The sequence below is a fragment of the Paenibacillus pasadenensis genome (genome assembly GCF_002864175.1).
Lineage (GTDB): Bacteria > Bacillota > Bacilli > Paenibacillales > Paenibacillaceae > Paenibacillus_O > Paenibacillus_O pasadenensis.
Map to the genome: position 1 here is coordinate 1,442,460 of NZ_NFEZ01000004.1, position 16,107 is coordinate 1,458,566.

At 62.1% G+C, this 16,107-nt stretch carries 12 protein-coding genes; 9 read left to right on the top strand and 3 right to left on the bottom strand.

The window, feature by feature from the left end:
- Positions 1–107 precede the first annotated feature (107 nt).
- From B8V81_RS15785 to B8V81_RS15800, 4 genes are all read left to right on the top strand, one after another.
- Positions 108–1,883, top strand: a complete 1,776-nt coding sequence (locus B8V81_RS15785; protein WP_052333584.1) for a cache domain-containing sensor histidine kinase — start codon at positions 108–110, stop codon at positions 1,881–1,883.
- 119 nt (positions 1,884–2,002) lie between these two features.
- The gene (locus B8V81_RS15790; protein WP_028600434.1) at positions 2,003–3,721 is read left to right on the top strand and encodes an ABC transporter substrate-binding protein; all 1,719 of its coding nucleotides are present in this window, start codon (positions 2,003–2,005) and stop codon (positions 3,719–3,721) included.
- Between the two features lie 200 nt (positions 3,722–3,921).
- The gene (locus B8V81_RS15795; protein ID WP_228551822.1) at positions 3,922–4,785 is read left to right on the top strand and encodes an ABC transporter permease; all 864 of its coding nucleotides are present in this window, start codon (positions 3,922–3,924) and stop codon (positions 4,783–4,785) included.
- A gap of 15 nt (positions 4,786–4,800) precedes the next feature.
- Positions 4,801–5,766 carry a carbohydrate ABC transporter permease gene (locus tag B8V81_RS15800; RefSeq protein ID WP_052333585.1) on the top strand — a complete coding sequence of 322 codons (966 nt, stop codon included), beginning with the start codon at positions 4,801–4,803 and terminating at the stop codon, positions 5,764–5,766.
- Positions 5,767–6,824: 1,058 nt separating this feature from the next.
- Here the strand turns inward: B8V81_RS15800 and B8V81_RS15805 are convergent.
- From B8V81_RS15805 to desA, 3 genes are all read right to left on the bottom strand, one after another.
- On the bottom strand, positions 6,825–7,424 hold the full coding sequence (locus tag B8V81_RS15805) for a response regulator transcription factor (RefSeq protein ID WP_028600437.1): 600 nt from the start codon (positions 7,422–7,424) through the stop codon (positions 6,825–6,827).
- The gene (locus B8V81_RS15810) at positions 7,421–8,653 is read right to left on the bottom strand and encodes a sensor histidine kinase (protein ID WP_101808708.1); all 1,233 of its coding nucleotides are present in this window, start codon (positions 8,651–8,653) and stop codon (positions 7,421–7,423) included. The genes B8V81_RS15805 and B8V81_RS15810 overlap by 4 nt, the downstream gene beginning before the upstream one ends.
- A 101-nt stretch (positions 8,654–8,754) precedes the next feature.
- Complete coding sequence (gene desA / locus B8V81_RS15815; protein ID WP_028600438.1) at positions 8,755–9,780, bottom strand: Delta(5) desaturase DesA; 1,026 nt, start codon at positions 9,778–9,780, stop codon at positions 8,755–8,757.
- Positions 9,781–9,973: 193 nt separating this feature from the next.
- Here desA and B8V81_RS15820 point away from each other — a divergent pair, with 193 nt between their 5' ends.
- The 5 genes from B8V81_RS15820 (at position 9,974) to B8V81_RS15840 (ending at position 15,988) form a co-directional block, all read left to right on the top strand.
- A complete protein-coding gene (locus tag B8V81_RS15820) occupies positions 9,974–10,456 on the top strand; it encodes a zinc ribbon domain-containing protein (protein WP_101808709.1) in 483 nt (160 codons plus the stop codon).
- 305 nt (positions 10,457–10,761) lie between these two features.
- Complete coding sequence (locus B8V81_RS15825) at positions 10,762–11,622, top strand: cation diffusion facilitator family transporter (RefSeq protein WP_043111868.1); 861 nt, start codon at positions 10,762–10,764, stop codon at positions 11,620–11,622.
- Between the two features lie 336 nt (positions 11,623–11,958).
- Positions 11,959–13,407 carry a C40 family peptidase gene (locus B8V81_RS26055; RefSeq protein WP_180968465.1) on the top strand — a complete coding sequence of 483 codons (1,449 nt, stop codon included), beginning with the start codon at positions 11,959–11,961 and terminating at the stop codon, positions 13,405–13,407.
- 227 nt (positions 13,408–13,634) lie between these two features.
- Complete coding sequence (locus B8V81_RS15835; protein ID WP_052333589.1) at positions 13,635–14,312, top strand: hypothetical protein; 678 nt, start codon at positions 13,635–13,637, stop codon at positions 14,310–14,312.
- A 437-nt stretch (positions 14,313–14,749) separates the two neighbouring features.
- On the top strand, positions 14,750–15,988 hold the full coding sequence (locus tag B8V81_RS15840) for an MDR family MFS transporter (protein WP_052333590.1): 1,239 nt from the start codon (positions 14,750–14,752) through the stop codon (positions 15,986–15,988).
- Positions 15,989–16,107 lie beyond the last annotated feature (119 nt).

The following is a 16,107-nucleotide window of genomic DNA, read 5'->3' on the forward strand; positions in this document are numbered from 1 at the left end:
CCGACTAAAGTCTACTTGAAAGGGCTTTTTTTGCTTGGAGCCGCCAGCGGCGGCAGCGCAAGGTCCTTAATCGAAACAGAGACGGGGATACGGAGATGCGATTCAGCTTGAACCACGTCCGCCTTCGCAAAAAGATGCTCATCGTCTATATCGTCTGCGTGCTCATCCCGATCGTGCTGACGAACATCGTCTTTTATCAGGTGACGACCCATAACGTCCGGCAGCAGAAGCTGAGCGACATCTCGGCGGCGATGGACCAGATCCGGCGCGACTTCCTCGACCAGATGGACGTCGCGGCCGGCATTTCTTCGATCTTCTACACCGACGCCAAATTCAACGAGGCGATCGAGCGCTCCTACACGAGCTCCTCGGAATATGTGGATGCCTACTACGCGGACATCTACGCCACGATGTACCGCTACTCGCCGATCTACAAGGCGATCCGCGACGTCGCCATCTATACCCCCAATCCGACCATCGTCGGGGGCGGCGGGATGCGGCCGATCACGGAGGAGGTGGAGGCCTCCTCGTGGTACCGCGCGCTCGCGCTCGGCGGCGGCGACGGCTCGCCGATCGTCATCCGCAGCGTCAACGAGACTTCCCACGGTCCGGAGACGGTGTTCAGCTTCGTGCGCCGGCTCGACTATTTCGGCCAGAAGCACGGCCGCTATCCGATCCTCAAGATCGACATCGGCTACAGCGCCATCAGCGCGCTGATGCGCAACGCGACGCTGCAGGGAGACGTGTACCTCGTCGGGCCGGAAGGCCGGATCGAGGCGGCGTCCGGCGGCGCGGAGCGGCAGCAGGAGCAGGCGTCGTTCCTGCCCGAGGCGCTCGCGGCCGACGCGATCTCGGTGAGCAAGCCGATCGCCAACGTCGATTATTTGCGCGGCTGGAGCCTCGAGGGCGCGTTCCCGGAGCATCGGGTGCTGCAGGATGTGTACAAATCCCGCAACTTCGTCGTCTACCTCGCGCTGCCGAACATCCTCGTGCCGACGCTCATCATCCTCTGGTTCACCCGCTCGCTCAGCTCGCGGCTCGCCCGCATCCTGCACCAGATGAAGCGGGTGCGCAACCATTCGTTCGAGCCCGTCGAGCAGCCCGACTACCGCGACGAGATCGGCCAGCTGACGAACGAGTTCAACCGCATGACGCTGCAGATCAAAAGCCTGATCGACGACGTCTACCTGGCCGACATCCTGCGCAAGGATCTCGAGATCAAGCGCAACCAGGCGCAGCTGCATGCGCTGCAGAGCCAGATCAATCCGCATTTCCTCTTCAACGCGCTGGAGACGATCCGCATGCGCAGCCTCATCAAAAAAGAGGAGGAGACGGCCAAGATCATCCACAACATGGCCAAGATCTTCCGTCGCTCGCTCTCCTGGGACCGCGACTGGATGACCGTGCGCGAGGAGCTCGAGCTGATCCACTGCTTCCTCGAGATCCAGAAATACCGCTTCGGCGACAAGCTGGACTACTCCGTCGTGGCCGACGACGAGGCGCTCGGCTGGCTCGTGCCGAAGATGTCCGTCCTGCCGTTCGTCGAGAACGCCAGCATCCACGGCATCGAGAAGAGCAAGCGCGGCGGCAGCATCAACCTCTTGTTCCGCGTCGAGGGCAGCGCGCTGATCGCCGAGGTGGTCGACGACGGAGCCGGCATGGAGCCGGAGGAGCTGGAGGCGATCCGCGGCGGGCTGCAGCGGGACGAGCCTTTCGGCGACCATGTCGGCATCCAGAACGTCTATCGGCGCTTGCGCCTTTATTACGGCGAACGGTTCGAGCTGCAGATGGACAGCGTCCGCCGCCAGGGCACGAGCGTGCGCATCCGCCTTCCGCAGCGCGAGGAAATCGCGGAGCCGGCAGCGATCCGAGGCAACTCCTAAACTTTTTAGGGTAGGAGCTAAAGTTTGCAGGGGTGTCGGTAAAGCGCTTCCGTCATAAAATGAAAGTGCTTACAGGAACAGCTGCACATTCACGGACGATAGGGAAGGGGAGCAAAGAGATGGTCAAGACGAAAAAGGGCTTGCTGGTCCTCGCGGTAGCGATGGCCACGGCGCTGGCCGGCTGCAGCGGCAACTCGGGCAATTCCGGGAACGCGGGCAGCAACGGAGGAGCGGCAGCTCCGGAGGCATCGGCGAACGCGGGCGCAGGCGAGAAGGCGGCGCCGGCGAAGGATCCGGTCACGTTCACGTATTTCAACGCCGGAGCCCAGGTGCCGAACATCGAGTCCAACAAGACGAAGATCGGCAAGCTGCTCGAGGAGCAGACCGGCGTCAACTTCAACCTCCAGTATCCGGTCGGCGACGTCAATACGAAGATCGGCACGATGATCGCGAGCGGCAACTATCCGGACGTGCTCTCGCCGGATACGGCCATCGACAAGGTGCTTGACGCCAAGGCGTTCATCCCGCTCAACGAGCTGATCGAGAAGCATGCTCCGAACATCCAGCGCGTCTATGGCCCTTACATGAACCTGATGAAGGCGGAGGACGGCAACATCTACTTCCTGCCGTTCAGCCCGGTCGTAGGCGAATACATCTCCAACCCGACGATCGAGCAGGGCGCGTTCTTCATCCAGCGCCGCGTGCTGAAGGAAGCCGGCTATCCGAAAATCAAGACGCTGGACGAGTACTTCGACCTGATCGACAAGTATAAGGCGAACCACTCCGGCGACAAGCTGACCGGCTTCACCTCGCTCATCTACGACTGGCGCACGATGGGCATCTTCAACCCGCCGATGCATCTGGCCGGCTATCCGAACGACGGCGACGTCATCGTCGACATGACGAGCCACGAGGCCAAGACGTATTCGAACACCGACAACACGAAAAACTGGCTGAAGAAGCTGAACGAGGTCAACAGCAAGGGACTTTACGACGAATCCTCGTTCGTCAACAACTACGACCAGTACCTGGCGAAAATCTCCTCCGGCAACGTGCTTGGCTTCTTCGACTACGGCTGGCAGGTGAACCAGGCGCTGCAGAACATCAAGAAGACGGGCAACGACGACCTCGACTACATGCCGCTGCCGATCGTGTTCAGCGGCGTCGAGAAGGACCAGTACCTCGATCCGCCGTCCTTCGTCAACAACCGCGGCGTCGGCATCACGACGTCGGCCAAGGATCCGGTGCGCATCATCGAGTTCTTCGACAACATGCTCAAGGAAGAGAACCAGGTGCTCATCCAGTGGGGCGTCAAGGGCGAGGAGTACGAGGTGGACGACAAAGGCCGCTTCTACCGCACGCCGGAGCAGATCGAGATGCTCAAGGACAACAAGACGCAGGAAAGCATCGGCTTCTCCTACTTCAACTACAGCTGGCCGATGTACGGCGGCGGCTCCACGCTGGCCGACGGCAACTCGTTCAACGCCGGCCGCCAGCCGGAGGTCGCGCAGGCTTCGTTCACCGAAGGCGACAAGCTGATTCTCGAGAAATACGGCGCGAAGACGTTCTCCGACCTGTTCGCCAAGCCGGATGAGCGTCCGTGGTACCCGGCCTGGAGCATCTCGCTGGAGCAAGGCTCGCCGGCGCAGATCTTCACGCAGAAGTCCAAGGACCTCAAGCTCAAGTACTTCTCCAAGCTCGTGCTGGCGAAGCCGGAGCAGTTCGACGGCATCTGGGACGAATACCTCAAGGAATTCAACAAGCTCGACGTGAAGGCCTACGAGGAGACGATGACCAAGGAAGTCGCCGCGAAGATTGCCAAGACGCAAGGCAACTGAGAACAGGCTGAATGGTTTCGGACCGGACCGGGTCAGTCGCACCGGTCCGGTTTTTGCCGATCGGCATGCCGGTTGGATAGGAGAGGAGAGATACGATGCGCAGCCAAGAAACCGCCGCCGTCCCGTCCGCGCCGTCCGCGGAGCCGGGAAAGGTAGGACGCTGGTTCAGGACGCTGTCCAAGCAGAAGGCGCTGGTGCTCATGTCGGTGCCGTTCGTCATCTGGATTTTCATCTTCAAATATGTGCCGCTGTGGGGCTGGACGATCGCCTTCCAGCATTACCGCCCGAACCTGGGCATGTTCGAGCAGGAGTGGGTCGGCCTCGAGCAGTTCCGCTTCCTGTTCTCCGACGACTCGTTCCTGCGCGTCCTGCGCAATACGCTGGCGATGGCCGTCATCAAGCTGGTGCTCGGCTTCGTCACCGCGATCGCTCTGGCGATCCTGCTCAACGAGGTGCGCATCGCGTTCTTCAAGCGCGCCGTGCAGACGATCAGCTACCTGCCGCACTTCATCTCCTGGGTCGTGGCGGCGAACATCATCTCGACGGCGCTGTCGATCGACGGCGGCATCGTCAACGAGCTCTTGATGTGGCTCGGCATCATCGACCGGCCGATCATGTGGCTCGGCGTCGGCCATTACTTCTGGGGCATCCTCGGCGCCTCCGAGGTGTGGAAGGACGTCGGCTGGAATACGATCGTCTATCTGGCGGCGATGACGATGATCGATCCGTCGCAGTACGAGGCGGCCGAGATCGACGGCGCGAACCGGATGCAGCGCATCCAGCACATCACGCTGCCGGGCCTCAAGCCGGTCATCATCATCCTGCTCATCATGAACCTCGGAAACATCCTCGAGACGGGCTTCGAGCCGCAGTACCTGATGGGCAACGGCATGAACGCCGACTATTCGGAAAACCTGGAAATCTTCGTCCTCAAATACGGCATCTCGATGGGCAACTTCTCGCTCGCGACCGCGGCCGGCATCTTCAAGACGGTCGTCAGCTTCATCCTGCTGTTCGGAGCCAACTCGCTGGCGAAGCGTCTTGGCGAGCAGAGACTGTTCTAAAAGGAGCGATGTATCATGGCAACACCGGCAGCGCAGCAGGTTGGCGCGGGCAAGAAGCCCGAAAAGCCGCGCAAGGTGTACAAACGGTTCCAATCCCCGGGCGACCGCCTGTTTGACCTGTTCAACTTCATCTTCCTTTCCCTGCTCGTCATCTTCACGCTCTACCCGTTCCTCAACACGCTGGCCGTGTCGCTGAACAACGCCAACGACTCGATCCGCGGCGGCATCTACTTGCTGCCGCGCGACTTCAGCCTCGACAACTACAAGTACGTGTTCCAGGAAGCGACGATCTTCCACGCGACGCTCGTCTCCATCCTGCGGACGGTCATCGGCACGATCGTCACGGTGTTCTGCTCCGCGATGGTCGCCTATACGATCAGCCGGCCGGAGTTCCTGCTGCGCCGCTTCGTGACGGTGACGTTCATCCTGACGATGTACCTGAACGGCGGCCTCATCCCGAACTACCTGCTCATGCGCGACCTGGACCTGATCGGCAGCTTCTGGGTGTACATCGTGCCGGGCATCATCGGGGTGTTCAACATGATCGTCATCCGCTCCTTCATCGAAGGGCTGCCGGAGGGCATCATCGAGTCGGCGCGCATCGACGGCGCGGGCGAGTTCCGCACGTTCATGCAGATCGTCATTCCGCTGGCGCTGCCGGCGCTCGCCACCGTGGCGCTGTTCACCGGCGTGTTCCAGTGGAACTCGTGGTTCGACGTCTTCCTGTACAACTCCGAGAAGGCCAACCTCAGCACGCTGCAGTACGAGCTGATGAAGATGCTGGCCAACTCCAACTCGAACTCGTCGATGACGTCCGCCTCGGCGTTCGCCAACAGCGCGAACGCGAGCGCCAACTTCGTCACGCCGACGTCGATCCGCGCGACGATGACGATCGTGGCGAGCTTGCCGATGATCATCGTTTATCCGTTCCTGCAGAAATACTTCGTCAAAGGCATGACCGTCGGCGGCGTGAAGGGCTGAGCCGACGGGAAGCCGCCCCCGCCGCTCGGAAGCCTGGCTTCTGAGCGGCGGGGGTTATTGGCGTAGTCCGCCGCTTCGCGGACGGCTGGAGTCGCTTCGCGGGCGAAGCTGCGTGCCGAGTAGAGCCGCTGCGCGGACGAAGCTGCGTGCCGGGGAGAGCCGCTGCGCGGACGGAGCTGCGTGCCGGGGAGAGCCGCTGCGCGGACGAAGCAGCGTGCCGAGGACAGCCGCTGCGCGGACGGAACCTCCCTCCGATTCCGCTGAAGCCCAGATTCCTCTGATCTCCCTTTCCGAAACGGAAGGAATCCGGCCTTCAAGGGAACCGCTGCCGCTTCTCCAGGAGGATTCCGTCCGCTCCGCTGGGCCAGCACGCCCACTGCCGCAGCACAAGCGACCTTTGCTCCAAGTCCAACTTCGCTCGGATGGTCGCGCTTCACTTGACCTACCAAGCGATCGTCCGCCGGACGCCTGCAACCCGACATTTTCGGGTTACAGCCACTGGCCCGAGCTCCCGGACGCCCGCAACCCGACATTTTCGAGTTACAGCCTCTGAATCGAGCTCCCGGACGCCTGCAACCCGACATTTTCGGGTTACAGCCTTTGAACCGAGCTCATGGACGCCTGCAACCCGACATTTTCGGGTTACAGCCATCGAGTTGCGCTGCGGTACACTAACTCGGAGAGGAGTTGCTCGGTTTATCCGAGCAACGGCGGAGCTAGGGCAGCGGCTGGAGAGGAGTTGCTCGGTTTTTCCGAGTAACGTCGGCGCTAGGCGGCGTTTGGAGAGGAGTTACTCGGTTTATCCGAGCAACGGCGGAGCTAGGGCAGCGGCTGGAGAGGAGTTGCTCGGTTTATCCGCGTAACGGCGGAGCTAGGGCAGCGGCTGGAGAGGAGTTGCTCGGTTTTTCCGAGCAACGTCGGCGCTAGGGGAGTGTTTAGAGCGGAGTTGCTCGGTTTTTCCGAGCAACGGCGGAGTTAGAGCAGCGGATAGAGCAGGCGAGGAGCGAAAATAAGGCCGCAGAAGCCGATTAGTCGGCTTTTGCGGCCTTTACTCAATTTCACTTGAACCAGCCCTTCTCCTTGAAGCGGGAGACGGCCTCGATCCGGTTGCTGACGCCGAGCTTGTCGAGGATGACGGAGATGTAGTTGCGGACCGTGCCGCTCGAGAGGTACAGCTGGCTCGCGATCTCCTTGGTGTTTTTGCCGGCGGAGACGAGCTCCATCACTTCCCGCTCGCGTTCGGTGAGCGGGTTGCTCTCGTTGTACACCTCGTCGACGAGCTCGGGCGCGTACAGGCGGCGTCCTTCCATGACGCTGCGGATGGACGTGGCGAGCTCGTCGCTCGAGCTGTCCTTGAGCAGATACGCCTGCACGCCCGCCTTGAGCGCCCGCTCGAAGTAACCGCTGCGGGCGAACGTCGTCAGGATCATCACCCGGCAGCCGCTGTCCTTCAACTGCTCGGCCGCCTCGAGCCCGTTCATGACGGGCATCTCGATGTCCATGATGCAGATGTCGGGCTTGTGCTTGCGCACGAGCGCGACGGCGTCCTCGCCGCTCGTCGCCTGGCCGACGACCTGCATGTCCTCCTCGAGGTCGATGAGGGAGCCGAGAGCGCCCAGCAGCAGCCGCTGGTCCTCGGCAAGCACGATTCGGATCATTGGAAATCCTCCTTTTCTCTGCGGCTGACATTATGCGGCGCAATCATATACAGCGTCGTGCCCGGCCTTCCGGCAGCGCCGTCCGTCCCGGCAGCGCGCGTCCCGCCCTTTGAATCCGAGGCTTTCGCGCCGGCGGCCGACTTCGAATCCATACCGGCGCCTTGGCCGATCTGGAGGCTGCCGTTGATGAACTCGAGCCGCTCCTTCATGCCTTGCAGGCCGTTGCCCCGATCCTGGGCGCGCGGCAGCCGCATGCCGATGCCGTTGTCCTGGACGAGCACGCGGAGCAGGTCGGGCTTCTGCTCGATCCGCACGAGGCAGCGGGAAGCCCGGCTATGCTTGACGACGTTCGTGACCGCCTCCTTGACGCACATGCTGAGCACGTTCTCGGTGAAACGGGACGTATGCGCAAGCTTCGGATCGCCGACCAGCTCGAACTCGATCTCGGCCGCGCGCAGAATCTGGCCGACCCGCCCGAGCTCGTCCTCGAGCCGGGCTCCGCGCATATGCGAGACCATGTCGCGCACCTCCTGCAGCGCGATGCGCGCGGTCTGGTGCACGTCGCTCATTTCCGCGCGGGCCCGCTCGGGATTTTTGGAGACGAGCTTGCCGGCAAGGTCGCTTTTGAGGCGGATGAGCGACAGCTGCTGGCCGAGCGTGTCATGCAGGTCGAGCGCGATCCGCTGCCGCTCCTCCAGCACGAGCAGGTCGGCGATGCGTCGGTTGGCATCCTCGAGCTGCCCTTGGAGCCGCTCCTGCTTGAGCCAGTTGTAGCGGCTGAACGGCAGCACCGAGACGCCGATCAGCAGGATCGCGACGAAGGGCGACTGCTGGATGAAGAAGCGGTTATGCATGAAGTAGGCGGTATAGATCGTGGCGGCGACGAGCACGAGATGCACGACATAGAGGCTCGTGAAGCCGGCCCTGCTGCGCGTGTTGCCGATATAGAACGCCAGGAAGAAGCCGAAGTAAGGGTAGTGGAAATAAATCGTCATCGCCGCCGAAATGGCCATCTGGATCGCGATGCCGGTATACATCCGCCAGCCCCGGCCCTCGCGCGTGAGCCGGTAGCAGATGAAAAAGACGGCAACCATGAGGCTGCCGGCGAGAATGCTGCCCGTATCCGGGTAGCGGAAGATGAAATAGAACGGCAGGACGATGAAGGCCAGCCAGATATACGGTCCGAGCCCGGTGTTGCGGGGCAGGATCTGATTCCATTTTTGCTGCATGCGCTGCTTGCTCCTTGGGCCGGACGGCGGCGCTCAGGCCGCTGTCTTCCGGCGGGGATGGTTAGCCTCATTGTAGCATACTATCCGGCAAAATATCCGTCTCAGGCCGGGCGTCCGGTGGAGCGAAGCGGCGGCTCCGCGGCGCGGCGGATGCCTTCGCGGAACGTGACGAACTGGCGCCGCTCGTCGTCCCACAGGTTGAAGCGCAGCGACTTGAGGCTCGTGAGCAGCGTGATCGTCGTCGCATGCTCGAGCGGCGGCGCGGCTTCATGCGCCTGCTGCAGATGATAGTTCGGCACGCGCGGGCTTAGATGATGCACATGGTGGTAGCCGATGTTGCCGGTCAGCCATTGCAGCCAGGCGGGCAGCTTGTAGAACGAGCTGCCTTCTACGGCCGCCTTGACGTAGTCCCACTCTTCCTCATGCTCGAAGTAGGAGTCCTCGAACTGATGCTGGACGTAGAACAGCCAGATGCCGGCGGCGCCGGAGATCCAGAATACCGGCAGCTGCACGAGCAGGAACGACTGCCAGCCGATCGCCCAGATGAGCAGCGAGTAGAGGACGGCGATGCCGGCGTTGGTCAGCCAGGTGTTGCGGCGCTCCTTGAGGCGCGCGCCTTTTTCGTTGAAGCGGTAGGTGATCAGGATGAGCGCGATCGGTCCGACGACGAACAGCACGAACGGGTTGCGGTAGATGCGGTAGCGCAGCTTCGTCCAAGCGGACGCTTCCTTGTATTCCTTGACGGTGAGCAGCCACATGTCGCCCGTGCCGCGGCGCTCCAGGTTGCCGCTGCCGGCGTGGTGGATGTTGTGGCTGTGCTTCCATTGCTCGTATGGGAACAGCGTCAGGATGCCGAGCAGCGTGCCGAGCGCGTCGTTGGCCTTGCGGCTGCGGAAGAACGAGCCGTGGCAGCAGTCGTGGAAGATGATGAAGCTGCGGATGAGGAAGCCGGCCGCGAGCGCGGACAGCAGCAGCGTCAGGGCATACGAGACCTGCAAGCTGGCATAAGCCGCGATCCAGAGCAGGATGAACGGCGGGATCGTATTGAGCAGCTGGCGCACGCTGGCGGTCTTGTCGTTGCGCTCGAAGGGAGCGATCATCTTGCGGAGCTGTTTCGTCTGGTTCATGGCTTCCTCCCGTGTGGCCGTATGGCGCGCGGAGCGCTGCGGCTGATAATTCCAGTATAGGGAAAGGGGCGGGGCACAGGCAGTCATAGCCGTAAGCGATCTGACATGACAACTGTCATGCCTTGCCGGTCAAGCTGCGATTGGTGTAGCCTTAGGGGAAGAACCTTCATCCCGGAAGCGGGGAGCGTGCATCATGTCCATATTCGACAAAATGAAGCAAGGAGCGGCCGAAGCGGCGAAGGCGGCTCAGCAGACGATGGAGACCGCGCGGCTCAAGTCCCAGGTCGCGCTTCGCCAGCGCGACATCTCGCGGCTCAAGAAAGAGATCGGCGACGCCGTGTTCGCCGCTTATATGAAGGACGACATGGCCGCCTCCCATGAGGCCGCCCATCGGCTCTGCCAACGGATCGTGTCGGCGCAGGGGCAGATCGACCAGCTCGAGCAGCGCATCCGCGCGCTCAAGGCGCTCAAGGCTTGCGCGACCTGCGGGCGCGAGGCCGACCATGAGGCCCGCTACTGCCCGGATTGCGGCGCCCCCTTCCCCGAAGAGGGCGTGCTGCCGGCGCTGCAGCTCGAGGGCCAGGTGCATGTGCTCTGCGGCCGCTGCAAGGCGGAGAACCGGCTCGACGCCAAGCGCTGCACGCGCTGCGGCAGCGAGCTGGCCTCCTGGCAATAGGCGGCCTCGACCGCAGTCGCTGCGGCGCAGCGCGAGGCTACGAATCCAAGGCAGCCCCCTCTGCCTTGGATTTTTTTTTGCTGCCGCGGCTTGGAAAAAACGAGACGTCATCCTGCATAAAAATGGCATATCCAGAGCAGGCTAAGCGGCGTTGCAGGAGGCGGAAAGTGTTGCGCAGAGCCACAAAAAGGCGCATTAGGACAACAATGTTTCTCTAGACCCACTGGGGGATCGGACGGTAAGGTGGGGAGAGTGTTTTTTGAGAGGGGAAAGAAAACGTGTCTACCGAGCAACAATACGCCGATATGCGCCGAGGAGAGCGCGGAGCCTGGATCAGCATCGGCGCGTATGTCGTGCTGTCCATCGCCAAGATCGGCGCGGGCTACCTGTTCGCCTCCAAGGCGCTGTCTGCGGACGGCTTCAACAATCTGACCGACATCGTCGCGTCGTTCGCCGTGCTCATCGGCCTGCGCATCTCGCAGAAGCCGCCGGACGAGGACCATCCCTACGGACACTTCCGCGCGGAAACGATCGCCTCGCTCATCGCTTCCTTCATCATGGCGACGGTCGGCCTGCAGGTGCTGATCAGCTCCGTGCGCTCGCTGTTCGCCGGGCGCGAGGAGGCGCCGAACATCCTGTCCGCCGTCGTGGCGATCGTCTCGGCCGTCGTCATGCTCGGCGTCTATCTGTACAACCGCCGCCTCGCCCGGCAGATCAAGAGCCAGGCGCTGGACGCCGCGGCCAAGGACAATCTGTCGGACGCGCTTGTCAGCATCGGCGCGGCGGTCGGCATCGCCGGCGCTTCGCTCGGCATGCCGTGGCTCGATCCCGTAGCGGCGATCGCCGTCGGCCTCATCATCTGCAAGACGGCATGGGAAATTTTCTACGGCTCGACCCATGCGCTGACCGACGGCTTCGACGACGGCGAGCTGCGCACGCTGCGCAGCTCGATCGAGAAGGTCGAGGGCGTCAAGTCGATCAAGGACCTCAAAGCCCGCGTCCACGGCAGCCATGTGCTCGTCGACGTCATCGTGACCGTCGACTCCAGGCTGAGCCTGGTCGAGAGCCATCGGATCAGCGACGAGATCGAGAGCCGGATGGAGCGCAAGCACAACATCATGAACGTGCATGTGCATGTGGAGCCTTACGAGCCGGAGCCGGCGTGAGCCTGCTTCCGTCCGTCAGCCCGCTTCCAAGTCCCTTCAGGGACGGAGGCGGGTTTTTTTTATGTGAAAAAACAGAGCGGCCCTGGAGGCTCGGCGCGGGCGGGCCGCTCGTCCTAGCTTGAGTCCGCGGCGAACTTGGGAGCAGCGGTCCATGCGCTTTTTGCCGGTTTTATTTACAATAGACACCAGAAGACGCCAGAACATCCCAGCGAGCCGCACGATCGCTCCTCCTTCGACAGAGTCAAGCCTAAATCCGGACAAGCCGGATGCCGATAACCTACCTGTGATCTAGACCATGGACAATCGACATTCAACCAGATGAGGAGTCGTGATCGAATGAGAAAGCCCGTCGCCGCCGTGCTGGCCGCGAGCCTGCTGCTTGCGGGCATGCCCCCGACCGGGGCGGAGGCCGCTCCATCCGCCGCCGCCCAGCTTGCCGTCACCCAGTCCACCGTCAACCTGAGGGAAGAGCCGTCGACCAAGGGCAAGGTGCTCCGCCTGCTCGCCAAAGGGGAGCCGCTCACCGTGCTCGAGCGGGTGGACGGCAGCTGGTACAAAGTCAAGGAACGCGCAGGCAAGATCGGCTTCGTCTCTTCCTCCTCCGCCTACATCAGCCTAGTCGAGGAGCCTGCCGCCTCCGCCAAGCCGTCGCTCGCCGCGAACGCGGAGATTGCGGCTACCGTCACGCTGCGCAAGAGCGCCTCTGCTTCCAGCGACCGCATCCGCTACCTGAACAAGGGCGAGCAGGTGCAGATCGTGGCCGTGCCGACCGCGTACTGGTATCTGATCCAGGATGAGCAGGGCAACAGCGGATACATAAGCTCCGACAAGAAATACGTCACCGTAACCGGCGTCCTGCCCGGAGCTTCGACGCCAGCGCCGTCGGCGACGCCGACCGCGACGCCGACGCCGACGCCGACGCCGACGCCGACGCCGAGCAAGACGCCGGCGGCAACCGCGACGCCAACGCCGAGCAAGGCGCCGTCGGCAACGCCGACCGCGACGCCGACGCCAGAAGGCGGCACGGAGGCGTTCTCGCCGAACGCGAAGGCCGTTTCGGCGGTGGCGTTCCGCATCGGCCCGTCCACTTCGCAAGACCGCATCCGCTACCTGAAGACGGGCGAGGCCGTGCAGATCGTCTCCACTTCCAATCGCAGCTGGTACCAGATCGTCGACGCATTGGGCCAATCCGGCTACGTCAGCTCCGACGCCAAGTACATCGCCGTGACAGGGACGCTCCCGAGCGCTCCAACCGCGACGCCTGCTCCTAGCGCATCGCCGACGCCGAGCGCGGCTCCCGCATCTCCGACGCCGGCTCCGTCCGGCGATGGGGATGGCCTCGCCTCGCCGGAGCTGGAGGCGGTCATCGCCGCCGGCCTCAAGTATCTCGGCACTCCGTATGAGTTCGGCTCCAGCCGCAACGACACGACGACGTTCGATTGCTCGGACTTCGTGCGCCAAGCTTTCCTCGACGCTCTCGGGATCAAGCTGGCAGCCGACTCGCGCGGCCAAGGCCAGCAGGTCAAGAACAAAGGCGCCTACACGCAGGATTGGAACGAGCTGAAGCGCGGCGACCTGATGTTCTTCACGACCACCGCGATCGGCAAGGACATGACGGCCGAGGAGAGCCTCGACGCCTCGCTCATCTCCCATGTCGGCATCTACCTCGGCGACAACAAGATCCTGCAGACGTACTCCAAGGAGTCGGGCGGCGTGCAGGTGACGGACATCCCGCAGAACTCGACCTGGAAGACGCGCTTCATGTTCGGCGGCAGCGCGCTGTAGGGAGCGGAGCTGCTAGTCTGAAAGCCGGCGGGGCTTTCGGATGAAATCGAGCTGGAGGCTTTTTTCCTAAACGGCTGGCACAGACAGATAAGCAAGACATGCAGTGACGAAGAACGTCCTGTTTCTCTTCGAATCTTGTTCTCGGATTCCCTTTACAGGGGACCGGGCAGGAGGCGAGGCATGAAACCGGGCGTTTTTTCGATTTGAATGCGAAGGAGCAGATGGACATGGACAAAAATCGGATGCAAGAATTCGAAGAAGCGCGGAATGCATGGATGGAGCGGCATCTCAGAGCCAGGAGAGGGGAGAGGAAGGATCGTCTGAAGCGCGGGCACGGTCATGGAGAGGCGCTTTTTCTAAAGAACGTCTGGTGGCCGCTGGTCGGGAATTTCGATGATCTGCATCCCGAGTATGAGGTGCGGGATTGGAGAGGCGGGACGCTGTATCTGGATTTCGCGTGGCTGCCGGGCCTGCGTCGTTTCAACATCGATGTGAAAGGCTTCGGCCCGCATGTGCAGCAGGCCGATCGGACGGGATACAGACGAGAGCTGATGCGAGAGCTGTACCTTCACAGCAGAGGGTACACGAATATTTCCATCGCCTATGATGCATTGAAGGAAGATCCGGCGTTGATCCGCGATTTTCTGAAGCCGGACATCATGCGTTATGCGCGTGCCGGCCGCCGGGCCGAGCGTCCATTGGCCGAACAAGCCTTGTTGGATTATGCGAGAAAGCACAGCGAGTGCATCTATCCAAGCAAAGCTGCGGACGAGCTTGGCCTCGATCCTAGGACGGTCATCAAGTACCTGAAGAAGCTGATGCTTGAAGGGAAAGTCCAGTTGATATCCGCAGGGAAACGCGCTCGCCGATATCGTTATGTGCCGGAGCTCGGAGAGCGGGGCTGACCATGCTTAAGCAGAGCCGGGTCCACGGAGTGGAGACGCTTTCGCTAAACGGCAAATTTGGCGTTAAGAAGCGCCGCGACGGGGGAACCGGCCTTGCTAAAGGCAATATTGTCGTTAAGAAGTGCGGCAGCCGGGGAACCGGATGCCGCTGACGGCAAATTTGGCGTTAAGAAGCGCCGCAGCCGCTGGATAGCACGCCCGCTAGTGCTACACGGCCCTAGGACGCGCCGCGGCAGGGGGAAAACGGTCTAGTCCAAAATATACCTGTGCAGATCGGACGTATCTGGTATAAAATGGGCTCCTGTCCGTCCGCGGGCCGTCGCAACCGACCGCCCGTTTGATCATGCGTGCTCTAATCCAAGACGAATTCGTCCGCCCATGTCCAGCATCGATCGTCGCATCCTGTACATGCCAATCCTTCCAAGGTCGGTGAAGCCATGAACCGAATTCAGCTTCTGTTCCGCAGCTACCATCCGATAGTCACGTCGCTGCTCTTCGGCCAGATGATCTCCCGGATCGCGATGTCGATGAGCATGCCGTTTCTCGCCCTGTACCTCGCCAAAAACACCGACATGAGCGCGGCGATGATCGGCTTCGTCGCCGGTGCGGGATCTCTCGCCGGCACGTTCGGAGGCTTCATCGGCGGAGCTTTGTCAGACCGCTGCGGCCGCAGGCTCATCATGTTCATCTCGCTTTTCGCCTGGAGCGCCGTCTTCATCGGATTCGCCTTCTTCATGCAGCCGGCGCTGCTGTTTCTGCTAAGCCTGCTGAACGGCATTTGCCGCTCCTGGTTCGAGCCAGTCTCCCAAGTGTTGATGGGCGATCTCACCGAGCCGGAGCGCCGGTTCAAGCTGTACTCGCTCCGTTATCTGATGGGCAACGTCGGCGTCGCCATCGGACCGCTGCTCGGCGTCTATCTCGGCGTCGGCAGCAGCCCGCTTCCCTTTCTCGTGACGGGACTCATTTTCCTGCTCTACGGCTGCATCCTGTTCGCGATGATGAATGCGTTCGGTATAAAGGAGATCGAGGGCGCAGCCAAAAAGGAGAAGGTCACGATCGGTTCCGCATGGGCCGCCGTCCGCCGCGACCGGGTGCTTCAGCTGTACACGATCGGCGCGATCCTCGTCGCCATCGGCTACAGCCAGCATGCCGTCACGCTCTCGCAACATCTGGAGATGAGCTTCAATCAGGGCGTCTACGTGTTCGGCTGGCTCATGACGGCGAATGCCGTCACGGTCATCGTCCTGCAGATGCCGCTGTCCAGGCTGCTCGAAAAGCATCGTCCCATCTCGGCGATCCATGCGGGCAACATCCTGTTCGCGCTCGGCCTGGTCGGCTTCGGCATCTCTCCGACCATTCCTCTGCTTTTCGTCTCGATGATTCTGTTCACGATCGGCGAAATCCTCAATTACCCGGCAGGCAGCCTGCTCCTGGACCGGCTGGCGCCAGGGGCGCTTCGCGGCACGTATTTCGGCGCGCAGACATTCGGCAACTTCGGTTACTTTCTCGGTCCGCTGCTCGGCGGTTGGCTGCTTGACCGAACCAGCGGCATGATCGTCTTCAGCCTGATCGCCGCGATCCTGCTCAGCTCATCCTTCTTCTATGGAAAGGGAGCGCGGCGCCAATCGAGCCTCGGCTCTACGGAAGCTCCAGCCGCCCGCACGGCCGGCCTCTGACCGCCGGCAAAGCGAAGCGTTCCGCGGCAAGAAAGAAACAAGGCAGAGAGCGAGCTCTCTGCCTTGTTTCTTTTCTAAGGCCAGCCGCAACGGCTGCTTCGTCTGCGCCAGCTGCAGAG

Bases quoted from the DNA above. Each gene is read 5' to 3' on its own strand.
- B8V81_RS15835 (WP_052333589.1), top strand. From the start codon at position 13,635: ATGGACAAAAATCGGATGCAAGAATTCGAAGAAGCGCGGAATGCATGG.
- B8V81_RS15820 (WP_101808709.1), top strand. From the start codon at position 9,974: ATGTCCATATTCGACAAAATGAAGCAAGGAGCGGCCGAAGCGGCGAAG.
- desA (WP_028600438.1), bottom strand. From the start codon at position 9,780: ATGAACCAGACGAAACAGCTCCGCAAGATGATCGCTCCCTTCGAGCGC.
- B8V81_RS15790 (WP_028600434.1), top strand. From the start codon at position 2,003: ATGGTCAAGACGAAAAAGGGCTTGCTGGTCCTCGCGGTAGCGATGGCC.
- B8V81_RS15795 (WP_228551822.1), top strand. From the start codon at position 3,922: ATGTCGGTGCCGTTCGTCATCTGGATTTTCATCTTCAAATATGTGCCG.
- B8V81_RS26055 (WP_180968465.1), top strand. From the start codon at position 11,959: ATGAGAAAGCCCGTCGCCGCCGTGCTGGCCGCGAGCCTGCTGCTTGCG.
- B8V81_RS15800 (WP_052333585.1), top strand. From the start codon at position 4,801: ATGGCAACACCGGCAGCGCAGCAGGTTGGCGCGGGCAAGAAGCCCGAA.
- B8V81_RS15825 (WP_043111868.1), top strand. From the start codon at position 10,762: ATGCGCCGAGGAGAGCGCGGAGCCTGGATCAGCATCGGCGCGTATGTC.
- B8V81_RS15810 (WP_101808708.1), bottom strand. From the start codon at position 8,653: ATGCAGCAAAAATGGAATCAGATCCTGCCCCGCAACACCGGGCTCGGA.
- B8V81_RS15840 (WP_052333590.1), top strand. From the start codon at position 14,750: ATGAACCGAATTCAGCTTCTGTTCCGCAGCTACCATCCGATAGTCACG.
- B8V81_RS15805 (WP_028600437.1), bottom strand. From the start codon at position 7,424: ATGATCCGAATCGTGCTTGCCGAGGACCAGCGGCTGCTGCTGGGCGCT.